The organism is Ruegeria sp. BB1 (assembly GCF_056539465.1).
Window position 1 is genome coordinate 131,502 of sequence record NZ_JBQFVB010000004.1, and the last position, 20,605, is coordinate 152,106.

18 protein-coding genes are annotated in these 20,605 nt (G+C 54.8%); 14 read left to right on the top strand and 4 right to left on the bottom strand.

What is annotated here, in order from left to right:
* Positions 1-266 precede the first annotated feature (266 nt).
* From ACR0AL_RS11555 to ACR0AL_RS11565, 3 genes are all read left to right on the top strand, one after another.
* Positions 267-773: a hypothetical protein gene (locus ACR0AL_RS11555; protein WP_480663112.1), complete on the top strand. Its 507-nt coding sequence runs from the start codon at positions 267-269 to the stop codon at positions 771-773.
* A gap of 115 nt (positions 774-888) precedes the next feature.
* A complete protein-coding gene (locus tag ACR0AL_RS11560; RefSeq protein ID WP_480663114.1) occupies positions 889-2,520 on the top strand; it encodes a bifunctional aspartate transaminase/aspartate 4-decarboxylase in 1,632 nt (543 codons plus the stop codon).
* 29 nt (positions 2,521-2,549) lie between these two features.
* The gene (locus ACR0AL_RS11565; protein ID WP_170350233.1) at positions 2,550-4,223 is read left to right on the top strand and encodes an aspartate:alanine exchanger family transporter; all 1,674 of its coding nucleotides are present in this window, start codon (positions 2,550-2,552) and stop codon (positions 4,221-4,223) included.
* A 1-nt stretch (position 4,224) separates the two neighbouring features.
* Here the strand turns inward: ACR0AL_RS11565 and aspT are convergent, their stop codons facing one another.
* Positions 4,225-5,925 carry an aspartate-alanine antiporter gene (gene aspT, locus ACR0AL_RS11570; RefSeq protein WP_170350234.1) on the bottom strand — a complete coding sequence of 567 codons (1,701 nt, stop codon included), beginning with the start codon at positions 5,923-5,925 and terminating at the stop codon, positions 4,225-4,227.
* A 472-nt stretch (positions 5,926-6,397) separates the two neighbouring features.
* Here aspT and ACR0AL_RS11575 point away from each other — a divergent pair, with 472 nt between their 5' ends.
* Entirely contained in the window at positions 6,398-7,570 is a 1,173-nt protein-coding gene (locus tag ACR0AL_RS11575; protein WP_170350235.1) for an SGNH/GDSL hydrolase family protein, read from the top strand.
* Positions 7,571-8,229: 659 nt separating this feature from the next.
* Here ACR0AL_RS11575 and ACR0AL_RS11580 read toward each other — a convergent pair.
* Positions 8,230-9,240 carry a LacI family DNA-binding transcriptional regulator gene (locus ACR0AL_RS11580; RefSeq protein WP_480647887.1) on the bottom strand — a complete coding sequence of 337 codons (1,011 nt, stop codon included), beginning with the start codon at positions 9,238-9,240 and terminating at the stop codon, positions 8,230-8,232.
* Positions 9,241-9,451: 211 nt separating this feature from the next.
* Between ACR0AL_RS11580 and ACR0AL_RS11585 the strand changes: the two genes are divergently transcribed.
* From ACR0AL_RS11585 to ACR0AL_RS11610, 6 genes are all read left to right on the top strand, one after another.
* Complete coding sequence (locus ACR0AL_RS11585; protein ID WP_480647889.1) at positions 9,452-10,720, top strand: ABC transporter substrate-binding protein; 1,269 nt, start codon at positions 9,452-9,454, stop codon at positions 10,718-10,720.
* 76 nt (positions 10,721-10,796) lie between these two features.
* Complete coding sequence (locus ACR0AL_RS11590) at positions 10,797-11,642, top strand: carbohydrate ABC transporter permease (protein ID WP_170350238.1); 846 nt, start codon at positions 10,797-10,799, stop codon at positions 11,640-11,642.
* Positions 11,639-12,475: a carbohydrate ABC transporter permease gene (locus ACR0AL_RS11595; RefSeq protein ID WP_117871523.1), complete on the top strand. Its 837-nt coding sequence runs from the start codon at positions 11,639-11,641 to the stop codon at positions 12,473-12,475. The genes ACR0AL_RS11590 and ACR0AL_RS11595 overlap by 4 nt, the downstream gene beginning before the upstream one ends.
* Positions 12,476-12,498: 23 nt before the next feature.
* Positions 12,499-13,539, top strand: a complete 1,041-nt coding sequence (locus ACR0AL_RS11600; RefSeq protein WP_170350239.1) for an ABC transporter ATP-binding protein — start codon at positions 12,499-12,501, stop codon at positions 13,537-13,539.
* A gap of 12 nt (positions 13,540-13,551) precedes the next feature.
* Positions 13,552-14,829 carry an MGH1-like glycoside hydrolase domain-containing protein gene (locus tag ACR0AL_RS11605; RefSeq protein ID WP_480663116.1) on the top strand — a complete coding sequence of 426 codons (1,278 nt, stop codon included), beginning with the start codon at positions 13,552-13,554 and terminating at the stop codon, positions 14,827-14,829.
* A complete protein-coding gene (locus ACR0AL_RS11610) occupies positions 14,826-15,512 on the top strand; it encodes a D-lyxose/D-mannose family sugar isomerase (protein ID WP_480663118.1) in 687 nt (228 codons plus the stop codon). The genes ACR0AL_RS11605 and ACR0AL_RS11610 overlap by 4 nt, the downstream gene beginning before the upstream one ends.
* 391 nt (positions 15,513-15,903) lie before the next feature.
* Here ACR0AL_RS11610 and ACR0AL_RS11615 read toward each other — a convergent pair whose 3' ends face one another.
* Positions 15,904-16,803 (bottom strand): LysR family transcriptional regulator, encoded by a 900-nt coding sequence (locus tag ACR0AL_RS11615; protein ID WP_480663120.1) that lies wholly within the window; start codon positions 16,801-16,803, stop codon positions 15,904-15,906.
* Between the two features lie 96 nt (positions 16,804-16,899).
* Between ACR0AL_RS11615 and ACR0AL_RS11620 the strand changes: the two genes are divergently transcribed.
* Both ACR0AL_RS11620 and ACR0AL_RS11625 read left to right on the top strand, forming a co-directional pair.
* Entirely contained in the window at positions 16,900-17,547 is a 648-nt protein-coding gene (locus tag ACR0AL_RS11620; RefSeq protein ID WP_170350242.1) for a class I SAM-dependent methyltransferase, read from the top strand.
* 66 nt (positions 17,548-17,613) lie between these two features.
* Entirely contained in the window at positions 17,614-18,087 is a 474-nt protein-coding gene (locus ACR0AL_RS11625; RefSeq protein ID WP_480648036.1) for a GNAT family N-acetyltransferase, read from the top strand.
* Here ACR0AL_RS11625 and ACR0AL_RS11630 read toward each other — a convergent pair.
* Positions 18,054-19,205 carry an AraC family transcriptional regulator gene (locus ACR0AL_RS11630; RefSeq protein WP_480663122.1) on the bottom strand — a complete coding sequence of 384 codons (1,152 nt, stop codon included), beginning with the start codon at positions 19,203-19,205 and terminating at the stop codon, positions 18,054-18,056. The genes ACR0AL_RS11625 and ACR0AL_RS11630 overlap by 34 nt on opposite strands.
* Between ACR0AL_RS11630 and ACR0AL_RS11635 the strand changes: the two genes are divergently transcribed.
* Positions 19,199-20,026, top strand: a complete 828-nt coding sequence (locus ACR0AL_RS11635) for a Rossmann-fold NAD(P)-binding domain-containing protein (protein ID WP_480663124.1) — start codon at positions 19,199-19,201, stop codon at positions 20,024-20,026. The genes ACR0AL_RS11630 and ACR0AL_RS11635 overlap by 7 nt on opposite strands.
* Before the next feature lie 28 nt (positions 20,027-20,054).
* Entirely contained in the window at positions 20,055-20,459 is a 405-nt protein-coding gene (locus tag ACR0AL_RS11640) for a DUF4345 domain-containing protein (protein ID WP_480647901.1), read from the top strand.
* The last annotated feature ends 146 nt before the right edge of the window (positions 20,460-20,605 follow it).

A 20,605-nucleotide genomic window follows, 5' to 3' on the forward strand; every position in this document is an offset into this window, starting at 1 on the left:
GGGCATAACTATTACAAGATCGTGTCAGTTCTATGTATCTTTCGGTCGAAACCGCGCAAATTGCCCCAATCTTAATGTGCATGTTTTCAACATACCTGCTGGTAATTACATCCTTTCCGCTAGTTATGTTTGTGTTAAATAGCTGGTCGTGACTTTTTTATTTCGCCAACAAAGGGATGTTTTCTGCAAAAAATGGCGTTAAATCGCATTCGGATTTCCTTTAGAATTTCCATGTCCTCATTAGACTTTGATGCTGGAGGACATCTATGAATTTGGAATCCCACGAAGCCGCAACAGAGATTGCACCGCGTGTCATCTCGATCGCAAAGCGCGAGCGCGAGATATTCCGGGCATCCAAAGCCGCCGAGGCCGCGTTTGAACAGGTCGCCTGCGCAGCCAAAGATGGCGCCGCAGTACATGGTGAGTTGCAGGACCGTGTCTTTTCCATTTTTCGCTGGTATTTCCTGTCAGCCTTTTGCACCCGTATGCTGACGGGCGCTGCGCATCGTCTTGAGCATCAGACCTTGCAGGTTTCGATGGATATTTTCAGTGCCGTCAAAATGGTGCTGACCGAAAGTGAGATTGAGCGGTCGATGGCTTTGGTCAGCGTCGAGCACACGTCGCCGACGATAGTTCGGGCGAATGACATTGGTAGCCGGGGGCATACTGTGGGCTGGGTTGCTGCAGGGCTGCATGAAATGGGGCGGGAATTCCCTGGCGAGATTCAGAATGCGCTGGCCGGTGCGCTGGCGGCGTCGACCCGGATCAACTGACCGCTGCGCAGTTATCCCAACGTCAGCGATTGACTACACAGTTTACACACATGCGAATCCTTGCGTACGATCCGATAGAATTTTTCCGATTGTTTTAACGCAAGGGTTTGATGCCATGTCAGAAACACTGGACCTGCATAAGTTCGAAAACCTAAGTCCTTTTCAAATCAAAGACGAACTGATCAAGCTGGCGCAGAAAGAGTCACGCCAGATGGCGCTGCCTTATCTGAACGCAGGGCGTGGCAATCCAAACTGGATCGCCTCCAAAGCGCGCGAGGCGTTTTTCCTGCTGGGTCAGTTCGCCATGACCGAAGCACAGCGCCATCGCAACGAAGCGCAGGTCGGTCTGGCAGGGATGCCGCAGGGGCCGGGTTGCTATGATCGGCTCAACGCCTATTGCGCGGACTCGATCGCGAAGAACGGCCCTCCGGGCGCAGATACTCTGGCCGCTGTGGTGGATTTCGCGATTGAGAAATTCGGTTTTACCCCAGACGATTTCGTGCTGGAACTCACCGATGGCATCGTCGGTGATCATTATCCAATGCCGGACCGGTGCATGGCGCATAACGAAGCCATCGTCCATGAATACGTGATGTGGGCGATGTGCGCGGGGCACCGGCCCGATGCCAAGTTTGACATTTACGCGGTCGAAGGCGGCACTGCCGCGATGTGTTATATTTTCAAGGCGCTCAAAAACCAACGGTTGCTGAGTGCGGGCGATACCATTGCGCTGGGCACGCCGATTTTCACGCCCTACCTGGAAATGCCGGTGCTTGAAGATTACGGGCTGAATGTGGTGGACGTGTCCTCGGAAGAAGAGGACCATTTCCAGCTGACCGATGACGATCTTGAGCAATTGTCCGACCCAAAAGTAAAAGCGTTGTTCCTGGTCAACCCGGGCAACCCGTCCTCGGTCGCCATCAGCCCCGAGGTCATGGCTCGACTGGTCGAATTCGTCAAAACCCGGCGGCCTGACCTGATCATCCTGACTGATGACGTCTATGGCACCTTCGTTCCAAACTTTCAGTCCGTTATGGGTCATCTGCCCGAGAACACCATCGGGGTTTATTCTTACTCTAAATATTTTGGCTGCACGGGGTGGCGTCTGGGGGCCATTCTGGTGGCCGAAAACAACATCTTCGACAAGATGATTGCCGAGGCTCCGGAGGAAACCAAGACCGTCGTCAATGCGCGATACGAGACGCTGACCCCCGATCCGTCGTCGTTCAAGTTCATCGACCGGATCGTCGCCGACAGCCGCGATGTTGCACTGAACCACACGGCAGGCCTGTCCCTGCCGCAGCAGGTGATGATGACGCTGTTTTCGCTGGTCGAGTTGATGGACGAAGATAAGGGATATCAGAAGTTCTGCTGGGGTATCCTGAAACACCGTTTCGATGAACTGGTCGAGGGGATGGGTATCGACGTGCCCGACAACCCATTGTTCGACAAATATTACGGCATCATTGATTTCGAATTCTGGCTGCGAAAATATGTTGGCGAAGAGGTGGTGGTGTGGATCAAGGAAAACGTCCACCCGCTGGATATCTCGTTCAAGCTGGCGCAGGACCATGGGATCGTGCTGTTGAACGGATCGGGCTTTGATGCACCGAACTGGTCGGCACGTGTTTCTTTCGCCAATCTGGACGATAGCGCCTATCGCCAAATTGGGCGTGCCGTGCGGGCGGTGGCTGTGGGCTATGTACAGGCCTATCGGGCCTCGAAAGGATTGCCGCTACACGGCTGAGGCAGAGCCGCAGGGAAGGGGAGCTTATCATGGAGTTGATCGGGTCGATCCTGGGCCCTCATCCTGCGCTGGCCTTGTTCTGCAGCCTTGCCCTTGGCTATGCGCTAGGCAAGATCACCATCGGCTCGTTTACCGTTGGATCGGTGGCGGGCTGTCTTCTGGCCGGTGTTCTGGTCGGCCAGACCGGTGTGGTCGTTTCAGATGACCTGAAACAGGCGTTCTTTTTACTGTTTCTGTTCTCCATTGGGTACCGAACCGGGCCACAATTTTTTCGGTCTTTGAACTTTAGTGCGTTGCCGCAGATTGCCATCACAGTGTTGCTTTGTGTTGTGGCGCTGTTGGTCGCGGTGCTGTTAGCTCCGCTTATGGGGCTGTCCGTTGGAATTGCTGCGGGGCTTTTAGCGGGCGGTGTCACGGAAAGCGCGACCTTGGGTGTTGCCATTGACGCCTTTGCCAAAGCTGGCGCCGACGAGACCGCGCAAGCCATTTTCGACGGTGAGATTGCCACCGGTTTTGCTGTGGCTTACTTCGTCGGGGTCATTGCGACCATCATTTTCCACACGCAGCTGGCGCCCAGGCTCTATGGCAGGTCGCTGAAAGAGGCCTGCGCAGAATACGAGGCCGGGTTGAACAGCAACGACGCCCCGATGGTGTCCGAACACCGCGATTTCGAAGCCCGCGCTTATCGTATCAATCCCGAATTCGTCGGCCACAGGATTTCCGAGCTTGAGGCCCGCGTGCCCGAACATGTCCGCGCGTTTTTCGATCGTATCCGCCGGGGGAATAAGATCCTGCCCACCACACGCGATATGGTGCTGCAAGAGGGTGACATAGCCGCCATCGCCGGCGTGCGATCCTATCTGATCGAACACACCGCCTTATTGGGGGAAGAGGTTGAAGATCCTGAACTTCTGGACTTGCCGGTTCAAACCAACGACATTGTTGTGACCAACAACGAGGTGGTCAACAAGACCCTGGCTGAACTGTCCGCCCGTCCCGAAGCGCGCACCATCTACCTGCGCGGCATCATGCGCAGCGGCGAGCGTTTGCCAATCTTTCGCGGCGTGACCCTGCACAAGGGTGACGTGCTGACCGTTTCGGGCACTCGCAGTCATATCGAGGATGCCGCTGCACGCCTTGGTTATCTGGACCGTGAAACCAGCAAGACCGATATGGTTTTTGTGGCCTTTTTCATCCTGATGGGCGGGTTGATCGGTATCCCCGCGTTGAAGTACGGCGCGATAGAACTGGGGCTTGGGACGTCGGTCGGCGTGCTGCTTGGCGGTCTGGTGGCGGGGTGGTTGCGCTCGGTCCACCGCACATTCGGCTTTGTGCCTGAGGCAACGCTGTGGATTTTCGACTCGCTTGGTTTGTGCGTGTTTGTGGCCTGCGTGGGCATCACCTCGGGGCCGAGCTTTGTGACCGGGGTGATCGAAAGCGGGCCATCTTTGATCTTCGGGTCGGTGGCCATCGTGTTGTTGGCCCATGGGTCGGCGGTCATTGTTGGGTGCAAGGTCTTTGGCATAAACGAGGGCGTTCTGGCGGGCACCTGCTGCGGGGCAGGGACCTCGGCCCCCGGTCTGGCTGCCGTGCAGGAAGCGGCGCAGAGCCAGGTTCCAACCCTGGGCTATGGTCTTGGCTATGCCGTGGGCAACGTCTTGCTGGCCCTGTGGGGCTCGGTCATCGTGATCGTTTTGATGTAGCTTACGGCACGAATGCCACAACCAACGGACCCCAGAGTGTCAGGAATATGTTCGCCACCGCATAAGTCATCGTAAACGCGGGCGTCGGGGTTGCATTCCCGGCTTTTTCCAAAAGCGTTGCAAAACCGGGATTACCCGACCGCGACCCTGTCACCACTGCACAAGCCTCGACCGGGTTTTTGATACGCAAGACGAAATAATTGATCGGGAACTGCACGATCATCGGCATCAGTGTGACCACGACGCCCAACAACAGCAAGGTGATCCCGTATTGCTGAATGGCTTCAAGCGCAGGCTTACCCGCGTTCAGGCCAACAACCCCAACGAACACGGCCAGGCCAAAGCTTTGTAGGAAATTCGCAGCCCCACGATTGATCCCACCGATCTTGGGCCGCCGGATGCGCAGGTATCCGATGATTAGCCCGGTTACCAAGCAACCAAGACCGGACCCAAGCGCCACTTTCGTACCGGCAATGACAAAACTGATCTCACCGATCAGATAACCAACAGCCACGCCGATCCCCAGTGCAATGAAGTTGGTGACCGAGGCTGCGGGCGGCACATAGCCCGCCATTTTAGCAACCCGGTTCAGATCATCCTTGTGACCGACAATGCTGACTTCGTCACCCGCGTGGATTTCGGTGTTGTGCAGCACTGGCACTTCATGGCCCATGCGGATGATTTTTGAGATGTGGACGCCCCGCCGCTGATCCGCCGTCAACGCCTCGCGCAATTCCACTAGCGTCTTGCCGGTCAGTTTGCGGTTGGTGACCACGACATTGCGGCGCTCTTCCACAACGGTCAGTTCGGGCGGGTATTCTCCGATTTCACCGCTAGCTGTACCTTCGAATTGTGTCAGCGTTCCGACCAGGCCAGAAACCACGATCACGTCCCCTGCGCTGATCAAAGTACCCGGCGTCGGATCCACCGGGACGCCGTCCTGCAGCAGCTTTTCGACGACCAGATCACCGTCATAGCTGCCCTCGATGGATTTGACCGATTGGCCTGCAATCGCGGCGTCTGCATTCACCTGATAGGCGCGGGCATCAAAACGGTTCATCGGAAGGAACTCACCTTCCTCCAGCTTGCGACCGCCACCGCTGAGCTTCTGAGCCAGCTTGATTGCCTCTTGGCGCAGGTCGACACGCATGATGATCGGGATAACGCTGACCGCTAGGATCGGACCGATTGAGCCAAAGATATAAGTGACCGAATACCCCACCGCGATATTGGTTTTCAGCTTTTCTGCCTCATCCGCTGCCAGCCCCAGCAAGTCGATGGCATTGCCGGCGGTGCCGATGATCGCTGACTGCGTCAACCCTCCGGCGGCCAACCCGGCGGCCAGCCCTTTGTCCAACCCCGCCAATCGAGCCACGACGATGACGAAGAACAGCCCCCATAGCGTCATCATGAACGCGGCCAGCAGCTTGGTCAGGGCGGTTCGGTTCAGAGCCGCAAAAAACTGCGGGCCGCCATTGTAGCCGACCATGAAAATGAACAGCGAGAAAAAGACGTTCTGAACATCCGTACTCAGGTTGATACCGCCGATCTGACCCACGAAAACGGCCACCAGCAAGGTTCCGGCGATGCCACCCAGTTCGAACTTGCCGACCCGGAACTTGCCGACGCCGTATCCCAGGCCAAGACAGAGAAAAAGCGCCATGATCGGAAAGGCTCGGAGCTGTTCAGTGATCAATTCCATCTTAAATTCTCCAGGGTTCAAGTCTGGCTTTAACGGCGCCACGAATGGTGCTTCAGAACGCTGATAATGCTTGGAAATTTAGATTATCTGTTTTGCGTCGCGCTCAGGTAAGCATCGGTTTTGTGATCTGTCAAATTGCCTGGCGAAATTAGTTTCTGTAATTGGGTCGAACGTGACGCGCGGGAACATGGTTCACAGAAATATTTGCCTACGACAACAGCTAAGACTTTAGGTCGCAATGCTTGAGGGGATAACCTCCCTGAATGCTCCGCCCAAGAAAGGCTCAGTTTGAATGGAACTTGAAATTTATCGCCAAGTTTTGGTCCCACGTCCCATGTGCAGAAATTAAATTGTAAGAAATCGAACATGAGCTAATGTGATGTGGTCGGAAAACAGCATTCCTAGGCGGTACATTGGCTATAATTTTCAGACTAGTGTCAGCGATCACTGGAGATTTAGGGGCGTTTTGATAATGTCAGTGTTGAGAATTTTATTGATCAATTTTCTGGTTGCGGTGGGGCTCTATGGCATATGTGAAATTACCGTCTCTACATATGTGTACTTCTCAAGCGGGCAATCAATCTGGGTTGCGGAAGAGGCAGGCAAAACTGTCCAGTTTGATCCTGTAATGGGATATAAACTTACGGAAACCCCGTCGCGATACCTTAAGATCAGTTACGGTGTGCTAAGCTCTTTGGGCACGATAGAGGGAAACGCGCAGGGATTTCCTGACAGGGACGATTTTCCAACCGAAAAAAAGTCGCCGGATCAGCGCGTATTAGCTGTTCTAGGCGATTCATTCACTGCGGGAAATTATCTTTCGCACAATTGGCCTGACAGGGCCGAAGATTTGCTGAAAATGAAGGGCGAGGATGTCGCCTTATTGAACCTTTCAGGTGACGGTTGGGGGCTTGGAAACTGGGCCAGTATCATTGATGGCATTCTTCAACAGGATCCATATGAGCTCGATGGGTTGATTTTTGCGGTCTGGAAATGGGATCTCGGGCGCCGGTTCAGATATGCTGACTACCGAGATCAGAATCGCCGCGCTGCCATGCAGGTGTCAGGTTGGAGCCGGGACGACCACCCAAAAGACCTTGCAGAGGCAATGGAAACACTGGATGGTGCGGGTCCTGAGAATTCATGGATCGTTTCTTCCGAAGAGTTTGATGCAGTTCTTCGCGGAAAACAAATGTCTCACCCAGTCTGGCGCTTCGTGGTTTTCGATCGAGTCAAATCGTTGCTTACACCGGTCGTCCATCAGTTTCGCCGGGGGCGGAATGACGAGGACTGGGCGGAACGGACAGCTTGTGTGGGGGAAAGCGACCCAGACAGGATTGCACTTTTCGATTCCATTAAGAGCTATGCACAGGACCGTGACCTCCCGATCCTTGTTGTCTACATCTGGAGCCGTGAGGGGTTGATCAATGGCGCCGTCAACGCCGATCTGTGTCGGAGGGAAAACGCGCGTGCATTTGCCGAACATATTGGCGCAGAATTCGTCGATGGGGGCGCGGCCTTTACGGGCGTTCCTCGTAGCCAGCTAAAGCAGCTCTGGCTTCCCCATGACGGTCACTGGGGGCAGGGCGGCTCTGACGTTTTTGCTGCCTTTATGACTAATATCTTGGTTCGTCCGTGGCCGTAACGGGCCCCGTGCTACGCTCATAGCACGAAACCGGACACTTCCCTTTAGTGGCGTAGCATAAGGTACTTGTCATGGGGCAACAACAGCCGTGCATGCCATATCTCGATTGTTAGAGATATGCTTCCACGGTAATTTTATGCAGCAGCTGTCTTACACCGCTCAAATGCAAACAGTTTTATTTGGCTCGACCCTCAAAGGTTTTCCTTTTTCGCCCGAAAAAGCACAATGAAATCAATGCGCGGTAACTCGATTGCTGCACCCAACATTCCTTTTTTGCAGCAAAGTTTTTCCTTCCAATGGCAAAGAAAAAGCCAGCGATACGCTGGCTTGCAAGAACATTTATGATCCAAGAGTAGATCGCGTCGGCGAAAAACTATGCGGTTTCTTCCGTTTATTGCCCAACTGACCCGCCACAGGAGTGCCTTGGGCGAACCGGATTTCCGCTTCGCCGTCGGTTGGGACGTTCGCGCATCCTAGCCGTGTGCGCGCAATTTGCCGGAGTCGTAGACCGGGCAGGCGGTAATGTCGGCCGTAGTTTCTGCTAAGGGCTCTCACTGCCAATTCGGACTTGGTGCAGAGAAGGTCCGTAGCGAGCCCAAAATGTCAAACATCGCATGGTACTGCAATGAACGCCTGCGACAGCAACTGAGATATACACTTTAGTGGTCAGGGGCTGTTCCCGATGTTCCTCGAATTGTCAGAGTCGCAGAATACTCGAAATGACGGACTGGCAGATCGGGTGTTCGCATTCGGTCCAGAAGGACCTCGGCCAACCGCTTGCCTAACTTCTTCGGGTCGATCGCCATGGTCGTGAGGCCGGGCGTCGAGACGGCCGCATCCTCGATGTCATCGAAGCCTACTACCGAAAAGTCATACCCTGGTTTCAATCCGGACTGGATCAAGCCGAAGCAAGCGCCAAGCGCCACAACGTCTCCGTTGCAAACAATACTCGTCACCTCGGGGTGTTGGTGACGGAGGGCGGCAATAGCGTCAACGCCAGCACTCTTATTCTCATCGCATGGCCAGACAATTGGCTGCACGTCATCCATCTGCTTTAAAGTGCCAAGGTAACCGGCAATGCGTTCTTCACGCACGGACGATTGCTCGGTGCCGCCAAAATAAGCGATGTGCTTGTGCCCTAAGTCTATCAAGTGCTGCGTGGCTTGTGCGAGGGCTTCGGTATTTAGAATGCCGACATGGTCGAAAGACTGCGACACCTTTCGCATGAATGTCACAGCGGGAACACCGTGAGCATTCAGAAGCTCTATAGATACTTCGCTTGTGTCGAGCGCCGGAACCCAGATCAAACCACGTCGGCCAAATCTGATGCAGGCTTCCAGAAGGCGGTCTTGACGTTGAAGATCGCCTTGCGCATCGAGGATCGACACCATGAACCCTTCGGATTCGAGCAAGTCGACGGCGCCACTCACAACCTCTGCGTTAAACGGGTTTGCCAATTTGTTTAGGATAAAGCCGATCTCGCGATTGTCCCCTGATCTCATTGTAGCCGCCGCTTGATTTGGGACGTAGCGCAGACGCTTGGCTGCGCTCAGGACTTTCTGACGTGTCTTCTCTGAAATTCGGCCGGTGTCACGCATAACTTGGCTAACGGTTGGAACCGATACGCCCGCTTCTTTGGCAACGCTGGATAGGGTGGGTTTTTTCTTCATGGGTCACAGTTTAGATATATCGTTTGCCTAAAGTCGCAAGTGGGTATGCAATTGGCAAGCAAATTATGGCGAAAGCTTGGCGGCAACAGGCTTGACTCAAGATACAACGATATATCATATTAACTGCATTCGCCCGCAGACTGACCCAAAGGTGTCGGCGAGGGAGAGAGGTTGTCGGGTTTCGGTCAGCCTCAGACATAGGGAGGAAATTATGTCGATTCATCTGAAACTGTCGGGTGCCGTGTCCGGTGTTGCGATGCTTGTTGGCGCAGCTGCCGTGCAAGCTGAAACTCTGTTCTGGTCGACCCAGGCCCGGCCCGCCGAAGAAGCGCAGGCTATGCGGACTGAGGTTCTTGGTGGCTTCGAGGGTGGGGTGGACTACCAACCGAACGAAGATGGCCCCTGGCTCACTCGCTTGCAAGCCGAGCTGCAAGCCGACTCAGGCAGCATTGACTTGCTGGGTTCCTTGCATGGCAACTTCTCGGCGATGAACCCTGATGACCTGATGGACCTTTCCGATCTTGGCGTCATGTCGGCGTCGGGCACTTTCAATGATCTGGCTAAGCTGGGAACCGACAGTCTGCAATATATGCCGTGGATGCAGGCGAGCTATATCATGGCCGCCAATACGGAAGCGCTGCAATACCTGCCTGAAGGTGCGGACATCAATGCACTGACCTATGACCAGTTGATCGCGTGGGCGGCGAACGTTGAAGAAGCGACAGGTCAGAAGAAGTTCGGCTTTCCAGCGGGACCCAAGGGTCTGAAACACCGCTTTTTCCAAGGTTATCTTTACCCGTCCTACACCAACGGTGTTGTGCGGACCTTTGCTTCGCCCGAGGCTGTGACGGCATGGGAAAAGTTCAAAGAACTTTGGAGCCATACGAACCCCGCATCAACCAACTTCTCATTCATGCAGGAGCAGCTGTTGAACGGCGATGCCTGGATTGTCTTTGATCATACTTCGCGCCTTGCGCAGGCTTTCAATGAGCGTCCCGACGATTTCGTCGCCTTCCCGGCGCCTGCTGGACCGACTGGTCGTGGCTTCATGCCTGTTTTGGCAGGTGTTGCCATCCCACGCACCGCGCCGGATGCCGAAGGTGCCAAAGCTTTGGTGACTTATCTGATGCAGCCCGAGACACAGATCGCAACCCTTAAAGCCACTAACTTCTTCCCTGTGGTTGATGTTGAGCTACCAGACGACCTACCTCCTTCGGTCAAAGCTGCCGGCGAAGCGGTTGCTAAGATGAGCAGCTCGGCGGATGCTAATCCCGGCCTTTTACCCGCTGGTCTGGGTAGCATGGGCGGCGACTTCAACCGTGTATACGTGGATGCATTCGAACGCATTGTTTTGGCTGGTCAACCCATTGAGCAGGTTCTGGAAGATCAAAAGAAACAGCTGGAAAAGATCATGGCCGAAACCGGCGCGCCTTGCTGGGCACCAGATGCGCCTTCGGAAGGTGCCTGCCCGGTCGAGTAAGACCTTCCATGACTGCCGGGCCGCGGAAGCTGTGGCCCGGCTCCCCAGCAAATCCCCAACTTAAAGGAGCGGTCCGATGGAAGCGCGGCTATTGCCTTACTTTCTGATCCTCCCGGTGACCCTGTTTCTCTGCCTGTTTTTCCTATACCCGTTTGCGCTAGTGGCGCAGCAGGCGTTTGGAACTGAGAACGGATTCTCACTGGATAACTTTCGCGAGGTTGTGAGCTACTGGAAGTTCCCGATTTCGATGAAGAACACTTTTCTTCTGGCCGCAGCCGTGGTGCCAATTCAGCTGGCGCTGTCACTTCTAATGGCCACGATGGTCACGAAGATGCAAAAGGGCCGTGATCTGGTTCTGTATATTTGGACCATTCCCTTGGGAATTTCTGACCTTGCTGCAGGTATCATCTGGTTGGCGATCTTCGAGCAGTCGGGCTTTCTGAACTCGATGATGGTAGGGCTTGGTGTCACTGACCAACCTGTAAGTTTGCTGAGTTATCAAACACCCTGGGTTGTGTTCCTGGCGATTATGCTTGCCGAGATTTGGCGTGCGACCGCGATTATGCTTGTGATCCTTGTGGCGGGCATCGGTCTGATCCCCAAGGAATACTACGAGGCTGCGGATGTGTTTGGCGCCTCGCGCTGGAAACAGTTCACCCGGATCACTTTGCCGCTTCTGCGCCCATCGCTGCAAACTGCCCTGGTCCTGCGTGTCATTCTGGCCTTTGAAGTCTTCGCTGTGGTCGCAGCCCTTGGGGGAACGATATTCCCGGTGCTTATGGGCGAAATCTACGCCTATCAGTTTGACTTGCAGAATGGCGGAGCAGCAGCAGCGCTGGCGATCATCGTTCTGATCATCTCGATCGTCTTCACTCTGATCATCATGCGCGCTCTGCGCGTCCCGAAAGGAGCCACGATATGACGGCAGTTGCAGACGTTGTGGCCCCTGACGCCCGCAAAGCGGGAAGGGGGCTCTATCGGGCTGGGGTTATCCTGCTGTGCGCTTGGGTGATTATTCCGCTCTACCTACTGTTCGTGAACACGATGTCTTCACCGGATACGGTGAACAGTTTTCCCAAGAGCTTCATTCCGGAGTTCAATATGGGATCCTTGGAGTTCTTTATGGGGTTCCAGGGGATGCTGAGGGCGCTTTGGAACTCGGTTGTGGTGGCTTTGATGACGATGGTGATGTCCATCGCCATAGGCGCCCCCGCGGGCTACGCGCTATCGCGGTTCGACTTCCGAGGGAAAGAACTGTTCCGACTGCTGATCCTGCTGACACGGGCCTTCCCGCTTCCGCTTTTGGCACTACCCTTGGCAGTTCTCTTCATCCGTACGGGCTTGGATGATACGGCTTTTGGTCTGGCGCTGGTTCATACAACGTTGGCGATCCCCTTCGCGGTGCTCATCACCTTTTCGCTCTTCTCGGGTATCCCGCTGGAGCTCGAAGAAGCAGCCTGGACATTGGGTTGCACACGGCTGACCGCATTCACCAAGGTGATCCTGCCTTTGGTGCTACCAGGGATCACAGCTTCGGCGATTTTCGCCTTTGTGATCTCGTGGAACGAAGTGTTCGCGGCCGCCGTTCTGACCATCGAGAACCGGACGCTTCCCGCGTTCCTGTTGCAGACCCTGGGCGAGGCCCCTTTGCACCTGAAATTTGCAGGCGGCTTTATCCTCGTGGTGCCTGCGCTGATCTTCATCTTCGCCGTGCGCAAATATCTCTTTGCGATGTGGGGCATCGCCAACCGCTGAGCGGTGGCTGAAAGGAAACTGTTATGGCTGAAATACAAATCAAGAACGTCGCCAAGAACTTTGGATCTTACCAGGCTCTTCACGACATCAACCTGACCATCGCAGACCAGGAATTTATGGTCCTTTTGGGCGCCTCGGGCTGTGGTAAATCTACGCTTTTACGCATTATCGCAGGGTTGGAAACGGCTACGACCGGTGAAATCTGGATCGGTGGCCGCCGGGTAGATCACTTGTCGCCCAAAGATCGCGGCATCTCGATGGTGTTCCAGAACTATGCGGTGTTCCCACACCTGACTGTGTTCGAGAACATTGGCTTTGGTCTTCGGATGCAAAAGCTGCCCGATGATGAAGTCAAACGCCGGGTCGAGAGAACTGCTGGGCTGATGCATATCGAACAGCTTCTAAAGCGCTATTCGGGAGAATTGTCCGGCGGCCAACGTCAACGGGTCGCTGTTGCCCGTGCGTTGGCAATGGAGCCGGACGTGATCCTGATGGATGAGCCGCTGTCGAACCTTGACGCGCTCCTACGCATGGAGATGCGTGCCGAGTTGAAAGGCGTTCTGGCCGAAAGCAAAACCACCGCCATCTATGTGACACACGATCAGGTCGAAGCTATGTCCATGGCTGACCGGATCAGCGTTATGCATCAGGGCAAAATTGTTCAGGCAGCCTCACCCATCGAAGTGTACAGGGATCCAGCGGCCGAGTTTGTGGCCAGTTTCATCGGCAACCCTCCGATGAATTTCCTCCCCGCTGAAGCTGCGGGCTCTGGTCGCTGGACAGTGGCGGGACAGAGCTTTGACGGGCCGGCAAATGGAAAAGATCTTAAATGGGCCATCCGTCCAGAAGATCTGCGCATTGCGGATCAGGGTTTCGGAGCGCGAGCCAAAGTAGTGGAGCCTCTGGGCGCACATTTGCTCGTGACTTGTGAAGTGGACGGACACCAGTTCCGCGCCGTCCTGGACAGTGAGCTCAGCGTGAAACCTGGTGACGTACTTACGCTGGCGCCGCAAGAAGGCCGGGGTCGCTGGTTTGACCCCGAAACCACTTTGGCTGTCGCGTAAAGGAGAAGATATATGAGCCAAGCGCTGATTGATCAGGCTCGTGAAGTAATGGAAGGAAATGACCGGGGTAGCTATACAGTTCCCACCCATGGCCTCTATCCCTTTCAGTGGAATTGGGACAGCGCATTGTCCGCGCTTGGCTTCTCACATTTTGACATGAATCGGGCATGGGTCGAGGTCGAGACTCTTATGGCTCATCAATGGGACGATGGTATGGTGCCCCATATCATCTTTCATGAACCCGATGACGGATATTTCCCAGGCCCTGAAGTCTGGAAAACCGGTCAAGTTATACCCACGACTGGCATCACCCAGCCAGCGGTCGCGGGCTTTGCTGTGCGGAAGCTCTACGATCGGTCCAACGACAAGGCTGTTGCGCGCGAACGGTTGGCTGAGCTCCTGCCAAAGGTTCATGCGTGGCACCAATGGTTCTATCGCGACCGCGATCCCGAAGGTACGGGGTTGGTCGCAATCATTCACCCTTGGGAGTCTGGCCGAGACAACTCGGTGGATTGGGATGAAGCGCTGGAAGCCATGCCGATCGAGGGCGTCGCGCCATTTACGCGGCGCGATACGACACACGCCAACCCTGATCACCGCCCGTCGGACGAGCAATACAAGTGTTACATCTGGCTGCTTGAACATTTCCGAGGGCTTGGTTGGGACAATGCGAAGCTCCACGATGCCTCACCCTTCCGGCTGGTTGATCCGGGCTTCAACGGTATCCTGATACGTTCCTGCGACGATGTAGCGGATTTGGCCGAAGTCCTGGGCGATACCTCAATGGCTTCGGAGGCGCGAACAATGGCCGTGAAGGGTCGTGCGGCATTGGAAAGCCTTTGGAATCAGACACTTGGACAATACACGTGTTACAACCGCGCTGCTGATCATCTGCAGAGCACGCCCACGGTAGCAGGGCTGCTCGCAGCAATTGCCGATGTCCCTCATGGCCGCGCTGAGGAGTTGGTACGCAGGATCGCCTTGTTGGGCCAGCGATGCGGCTATCTGGTGCCCAGTCACGACCCGGCAGATGGCGCTTTTGACAGCCTGCGCTACTGGCGCGGGCCGACGTGGTTAATCGTAAATTATTTGATTGCTGAAGGTCTAGGTCGGTCCGGGCAGGGGGAAATGGCACAACGCATCCTCGCCGACAGCCTAAAGCTTATTCAGAAAAGCGGCTTTGCAGAATATTATGACCCGATGAGTGGTGAACCTTGTGGCGGCGGCAGCTTTACGTGGACCGCAGCCATGGTAATCGAAATCCTCAAAACCAAAAGAGTGCCGGCATGAAGCGTTCGCGCATCAATGAAATCATGGCCCAAGCAGATGAGATGATCCGCACTCACGGGGTCACGTCGCCGCCCTTTGCCTTTTGGACACCCAAGGAGTTTAAGGCCCGTGAAAGTGAGGCCCGTCACGTGATTGACGCAAGGTGCGGTTGGGACATCACCGATTATGGTGACGGTGATTTTGACAAGATGGGCCTGTTCCTCTTTACCCTGCGCAACGGGTTACAGAGTGATTTGGCCAAGGGCGGCGGCATGTGCTACGCCGAGAAGCTGTTGATTTCAAGGCAGGACCAGCTGTCGCCCATGCACACGCATGTTCTGAAAGCTGAGGATATCATCAACCGCGGTGGCGCAACTCTGATTGTTGAGCTTTTCGGCTCAGGCAACGCGGGTGGTTTTGCAGAGGATCGCGGCGGTGTGGTCTGGCTGGACGGCATCCGACATCATTATCAACCGGGCGAAAAGCTGCGCCTGGCACCGGGTGAAAGCGTTACCCTGCGTCCTGGTGATTGGCACGCGTTCTGGGGCGAAGGCGGGGATGTGCTGATAGGCGAGGTCTCGACCGTCAATGATGACGAGACCGACAATATTTTTCGTGACCCAATTGGCCGATTTGCCGAGATTCAAGAGGATGTCGCTCCGACACATCTGTTGGTCAGCGACTATTCCAAATGGCTGGGTTGATCGATGAAAACAGTGGCGGATTCTCGGCAGACCTTTCGCAGACTTTGATCCCCATAGCCGCGTTTAGGCAATCATCCTGCATTGAATAATTTGGCAATGTTGTAAGGGCCTCATCTGGCCGTTCACTACATTGTGCTTCAACTCCCAGAGTTAACCAAAGCGGACCTTCACCCAGCATCTCGCGGCGGCGGCTTCGTCCCGCATTTCTGCCGTTCAGCAGATTTCAGCGAACGTCCGCTGCGAGTTCAATGCAGACCTTCAGGCGAAATTCCTCGGAATGACCGCCAACAATGACCGCTATCCGTTCCTAAGCCGTCATCTGACAGAAAGACTCAGATGACTGCCTTGAGCCCGAAGCAGGTTCCAGTTCACACACCAGACCAACTCACGTTCAATAATTTGTCCGCGAGCCGAGATGGTCTGCGAGCTGATCGAATACCAACCTGATCCTTCGCGCTGTTTGTAACTCAGAGTGTGTGGCCAACCAGATAGGAAACTTGAACGGCTCGCGTTCGGGCAGAACACGCTCCACACCGGGCGTAAGGGCCGCCACATCGTCTGACATAACACTAATGCCGAAGCCTTGGCGCACAAGCTCCCATGACACTATCCCGCTCTGCGATCCAATCCGGAAATTCTTGCGGGTTACTTCGATGCCAGCCGGATTGAGAAATCCAATCATCGTGTCAATGTCTCCAAAACCGACGAAATCCAACTTGGCAATTTCTTCTTCATTTCTTGGTCGTCCAACCTGTTCGAGGTACGAAGGGGCGGCGTAAAAATGTGCCGTCGCTTCTGCCACCAGTTTTGCAATCAGGTCCGGCTGTGTTGGGCGAACATGCCGAATTGCAATATCTGCTTCACGCCGCTGTATGTCTCGTATATCGTTTGCCGCAACGACGTCGATCTCAAGCCGCGGTGCCGCGAGCCTGATCTGCTTAAGAATAGGCGGAAGCTGATAGGCTGACATCACGTCGGACGCAGTGATCCTGACTTGCCCTTCAATGGCTTGTGACTGGCTTGTTGCAGTCAGAGAAATCCTATTCGCAACATTTGCCATTTCACTGACATGTACCAACAGCTCAGCACCAGCGGTTGTCAGATTAAGCGACTTGCCAACCCTTTCAAACAAGGTGACGCCGAGCGCCTGTTCCAGCGCGGCGACTTGCCGACCCACAGTTGGCTGGGTCTGCCCAAGCACGCGCGCCGCCGCGGAAAACGAACCTTCTTCTGCCGTTGCAAGAAAGGACCGTGCCTGGTTCCAATCGAAATTGATAGCGTTCCAATTCATGCATTAATGCATAACAGTTCTGCAATATCTGGCAATTCCATAAAATCGTGTTTTAATTTACTGGCTGCTGTGAAAAGTTTGAAAGAGAGATAAAAGATGGCTGCATTGTCCAAAGATGCCGAGTTCTGGAGCAAGATTTCGCGCAAATATGCGGCTGATCCTATCCGGAACATGGAAGGGTATCTGAACACGCTCGAACGTACAAAATCCTACCTGCAAGCCGAAGACAGTGTGTTGGAAATCGGGTGTGGGACGGGGTCAACCGCGTTGCTATTGGCACCGCATGTGGCTCAAGTCACTGCCTCCGATCTCGCACCGGGGATGATCGAAATCGCCAACGAGAAACTCGCCGAAGAAGAGCTGGAGAATGTCACGTTCAAAGTGGCCGAGGTTCTGCAGCACGATCCTGACGACGGTTCTTACGACGCTGTCCTCGCGCATAATCTACTGCACCTTGTACCCGACATGGGTCATGCACTCGAACACATTGCGACCCTTACAAAACCCGGTGGGGTATTCATTTCCAAGACCGTCTGCGCTCCAGAGAGTGGAGGGTTCAAATATGGCATAATCAGCCGAATAGCGATCCCGATTATGCAGGTGCTCGGGAAAGCTCCGTTCGTAAATTTTGTGTCCGTAGCTGAACTCCAGCACGCTATTGAACGTGCGGGCTTCGATATCGTTGAGACAGCGGATCAAGCCGGGTTATTGCCGAGCCGGTACATTGTCGCGAGAAAGCTGTGAAACAGTATTCGCGCCATAATTACTTTGCATCCAAGGGACAGCTCGGGCCATCAAGTGAGTACAATGATGAAAGATGGGATTTCATTTGCACGCCTTTCGGAAATCGATCCGAATGACATTGCGGTTCATATGTCCGACCCCCGGGTAGCAGAGCATATGCCGCTTTTGACGTTCAAATGGAATGTTGAGGTCGCAAGAGAATTTATCGCCAAAAAGGAAGGCTACTGGGCGCGGGACGGTCTTGGACATTGGGCGTTTTTGTCAGGCGGTCGGTATGTTGGTTGGGGGGGCTTTCAAAAAGAAGGTGACGAGTGGGATTTTGGGTTGGTTTTGCGGCCCGACGCCTTTGGACTTGGGAAACGGATTGCCAAAATGGCAATCGACTTTGCGATCGCTGACAAACGTATCCCCTTTGTCACGTTTCTGCTGCCACCTAGTAGAAATAATCTGGGTGCACTCCGGAAACTCGGTGCCAAACGCATCGGCGAGATCGAATACGAAGATGCTCAGTTTCTCAAGTTTCGCCTGGATACGGAGTGAATTCCGTTCTTCCTGATTTTTCCCGGTGGCACGCCAAATACCCGTTTGAAGGCTTTGTTGAACGCAGGCTCTGACAAGTATCCGATGTCAGCGGCAATCTGCGAGATTGGTTGATCGGTGGACACCAACCTTTCGCTGGCCAGGTGCATACGCCACGTTGCAAGATACTGGATTGCTGGAACGCCTACCAACCCAGTAAACCGCGCCGCGAACGCGGATCTGGACATACCAGCAACCTCCGCGAGAGACTCGACTGTCCAAGCCGCAGCAGGCGTACGGTGAATGGCGACTATCGTGCGCCCGATCTGCGGGTCTCGCGCCGCTTTCAACCAGCCGCGGTTTGCGTCTGGTGCGCTGTTCAGCCAACGACGAATGGCCTCGATGACAACGACATCTGCCAGGCGCGTAATCACGGTTTCGCCACCCGGTCTCAATTCCCGCGCCTCTTTTGCGATGAATTGCAAAGTCGCCTGTAGCCAGCTTCCGGCATCCTCTTCCCACGGGTCGATTTTGAGCACATCCGGAAGCAAGCCCATCAACATACCACTGGCGGCGTGATCGATCCGGACGAGGCCGTACATGATGCCCGTCTCCGCTCCACCACCACCGTATTCCAGTGTTTCATAGAGCTCGGTCACCTTGCGAATGGGCAACTCTTCCAGCGTCAAAAGCGGCGTGTCTTCCGAGCTGAAAAAACCGATGGGCGCACCGTTGGTCATCAAGACCAGGTCGCCTTTTTCGACCTCAAAGGGGTCATCTTGTCCGACCTTCATCAAGCACCGCCCGTGTGTGATGACCGCAAAGCTCAGTATGTCGGGAAAGCCTGGTATGGACACGCCCCAAGGAGCGGACATGCGCGACTGGCAGTAGAATGTGCCGGTGAGCTTCAGAAGATGAAGGATTTCCCCCAGCGGATCGCCAATCGGCTGCGCCAGCGCATCGGGGTCGGGGACATGAGGGTCAAACTGGTTCATGTCATGAGATTGGACGAAATTCACCTGTTCGTCTATTCGGTTTGGACGATTGGATAAGAATGCGGGATTTTGAAGAATAGAACATCTCGGATGATTGCTTAATTTCGGGCCATCAACTGAACTCAAGGAGATGACCAATGACACAGCAATCCATTCTCGTACTTGGCGCAACAGGTAAAACCGGATCGCGGATCGCGACACGTCTGGAAGAAAAAGAGCAGACAGTCCGGCGCGGATCGCGGAACAGTGAAACGCCATTTGACTGGGAACAACCGCAGACCTGGCCCGCAATCCTGGAAGGCGTTTCGGCGGCCTATATTTCTTACTTTCCTGACATCGCTTTTCCTGGCGCGGTTGAGCAAGTCGAAGCCTTCACAGCATTGGCTCGTGAAAAGGGATTACAGCGTCTTGTTCTGCTAACCGGGCGTGGCGAGTTTCATGCGGAACGAGCGGAAGCAGTCGTACGCAATTCCGGAGTTCCGTTCACTATCGTTCGTGCAGCATGGTTTGCACAAAACTTCTCTGAAGGGGCATTGCTTGGTCCGGTCATGGCAGGTGTCTTGCCGATGCCCGCCGGCGAAGTACGCGAACCGATCATCGACGTGGACGACATCGCCGATGTTGCCGTAGCTGCTTTGACAGAAGAAGGACACGACGGCGAACTGTACGAGGTCACGGGACCACGTCTCATGACGTTTGCCGACATGGCCGCAGAGCTTTCGCGCGCCATGGGCAGGACTGTGCAATACCTGCCAATTTCATTCGAAGACTTCCACGCGGAAATCGCGCACGCGAATGGCGAGATGATTGCTGATGTGATCACGGACATCGCGCGTGAAACGCTGGACGGGCGCAATGCGAACCTGACGGACGGTGTCCAGCGTGCGCTTGGACGCGCACCACGCGACTTCGCCGACTTCGCAAACAAAGCTGAAATGTCTGGCGCGTGGACCAAAGCCGCTTGAGGCAGGCCAAAGGAAATTGGAGACAAACATGAAACTTGAACTTAGAGGCAGGCTTATCTTGGGCATGTCCGGATTAACTGCATTCGCAATAGGTCTGGCCATTACTCTGGACCCACAGTCTTTCTACGCTAATTACGGCATCGTACTCTCGCCGCAGCCAAACCTGATGAGTGAGTTGCGTGCACCTGCTGCCAATCTCGCGGTACTTGGCCTGATCATTTTGTGCGGAGCCTTTTACCAAAAGTTGGTCCAGGCCTCAGCCTTGCTTGGGGTTACGGTTTTCTCATCTTTCGCCGTGGGCAGGACAATCAGTTTCGTCCTCGATGGTTGGCCTTCCGAAAACATTCTTGCCGCATTTGCGATAGAGGTTTTGCTTGCGGTGTTGTGTTTGTGGGTTGTCGGTGGAAATGCGAAATCTCCAGCGCCAGCCTGAGACGGCTTTGTCTGCAACTCGGCCGTAGGTCCTGTTCAATCCGATCACCGGTTCCAGTCGCATTCTGGGCATTCGACAATGGCGCTCTGATGGCCGCGTCGACCCGGCGCACCTCTGGGTTTGAAATCGGAACTCTGCTAAGTCGC

What these genes read in the sequence shown, in the direction of transcription:
- aspT (WP_170350234.1), bottom strand. Translation starts at nt 5,925, where the DNA reads ATGGAATTGATCACTGAACAGCTCCGAGCCTTTCCGATCATGGCGCTT.
- ACR0AL_RS11625 (WP_480648036.1), top strand. Translation starts at nt 17,614, where the DNA reads ATGAAAGATGGGATTTCATTTGCACGCCTTTCGGAAATCGATCCGAAT.
- ACR0AL_RS11615 (WP_480663120.1), bottom strand. Translation starts at nt 16,803, where the DNA reads ATGAATTGGAACGCTATCAATTTCGATTGGAACCAGGCACGGTCCTTT.
- ACR0AL_RS11585 (WP_480647889.1), top strand. Translation starts at nt 9,452, where the DNA reads ATGTCGATTCATCTGAAACTGTCGGGTGCCGTGTCCGGTGTTGCGATG.
- ACR0AL_RS11595 (WP_117871523.1), top strand. Translation starts at nt 11,639, where the DNA reads ATGACGGCAGTTGCAGACGTTGTGGCCCCTGACGCCCGCAAAGCGGGA.
- ACR0AL_RS11610 (WP_480663118.1), top strand. Translation starts at nt 14,826, where the DNA reads ATGAAGCGTTCGCGCATCAATGAAATCATGGCCCAAGCAGATGAGATG.
- ACR0AL_RS11555 (WP_480663112.1), top strand. Translation starts at nt 267, where the DNA reads ATGAATTTGGAATCCCACGAAGCCGCAACAGAGATTGCACCGCGTGTC.
- ACR0AL_RS11590 (WP_170350238.1), top strand. Translation starts at nt 10,797, where the DNA reads ATGGAAGCGCGGCTATTGCCTTACTTTCTGATCCTCCCGGTGACCCTG.
- ACR0AL_RS11605 (WP_480663116.1), top strand. Translation starts at nt 13,552, where the DNA reads ATGAGCCAAGCGCTGATTGATCAGGCTCGTGAAGTAATGGAAGGAAAT.
- ACR0AL_RS11565 (WP_170350233.1), top strand. Translation starts at nt 2,550, where the DNA reads ATGGAGTTGATCGGGTCGATCCTGGGCCCTCATCCTGCGCTGGCCTTG.
- ACR0AL_RS11600 (WP_170350239.1), top strand. Translation starts at nt 12,499, where the DNA reads ATGGCTGAAATACAAATCAAGAACGTCGCCAAGAACTTTGGATCTTAC.
- ACR0AL_RS11575 (WP_170350235.1), top strand. Translation starts at nt 6,398, where the DNA reads ATGTCAGTGTTGAGAATTTTATTGATCAATTTTCTGGTTGCGGTGGGG.
- ACR0AL_RS11640 (WP_480647901.1), top strand. Translation starts at nt 20,055, where the DNA reads ATGAAACTTGAACTTAGAGGCAGGCTTATCTTGGGCATGTCCGGATTA.
- ACR0AL_RS11580 (WP_480647887.1), bottom strand. Translation starts at nt 9,240, where the DNA reads ATGAAGAAAAAACCCACCCTATCCAGCGTTGCCAAAGAAGCGGGCGTA.
- ACR0AL_RS11620 (WP_170350242.1), top strand. Translation starts at nt 16,900, where the DNA reads ATGGCTGCATTGTCCAAAGATGCCGAGTTCTGGAGCAAGATTTCGCGC.
- ACR0AL_RS11560 (WP_480663114.1), top strand. Translation starts at nt 889, where the DNA reads ATGTCAGAAACACTGGACCTGCATAAGTTCGAAAACCTAAGTCCTTTT.
- ACR0AL_RS11635 (WP_480663124.1), top strand. Translation starts at nt 19,199, where the DNA reads ATGACACAGCAATCCATTCTCGTACTTGGCGCAACAGGTAAAACCGGA.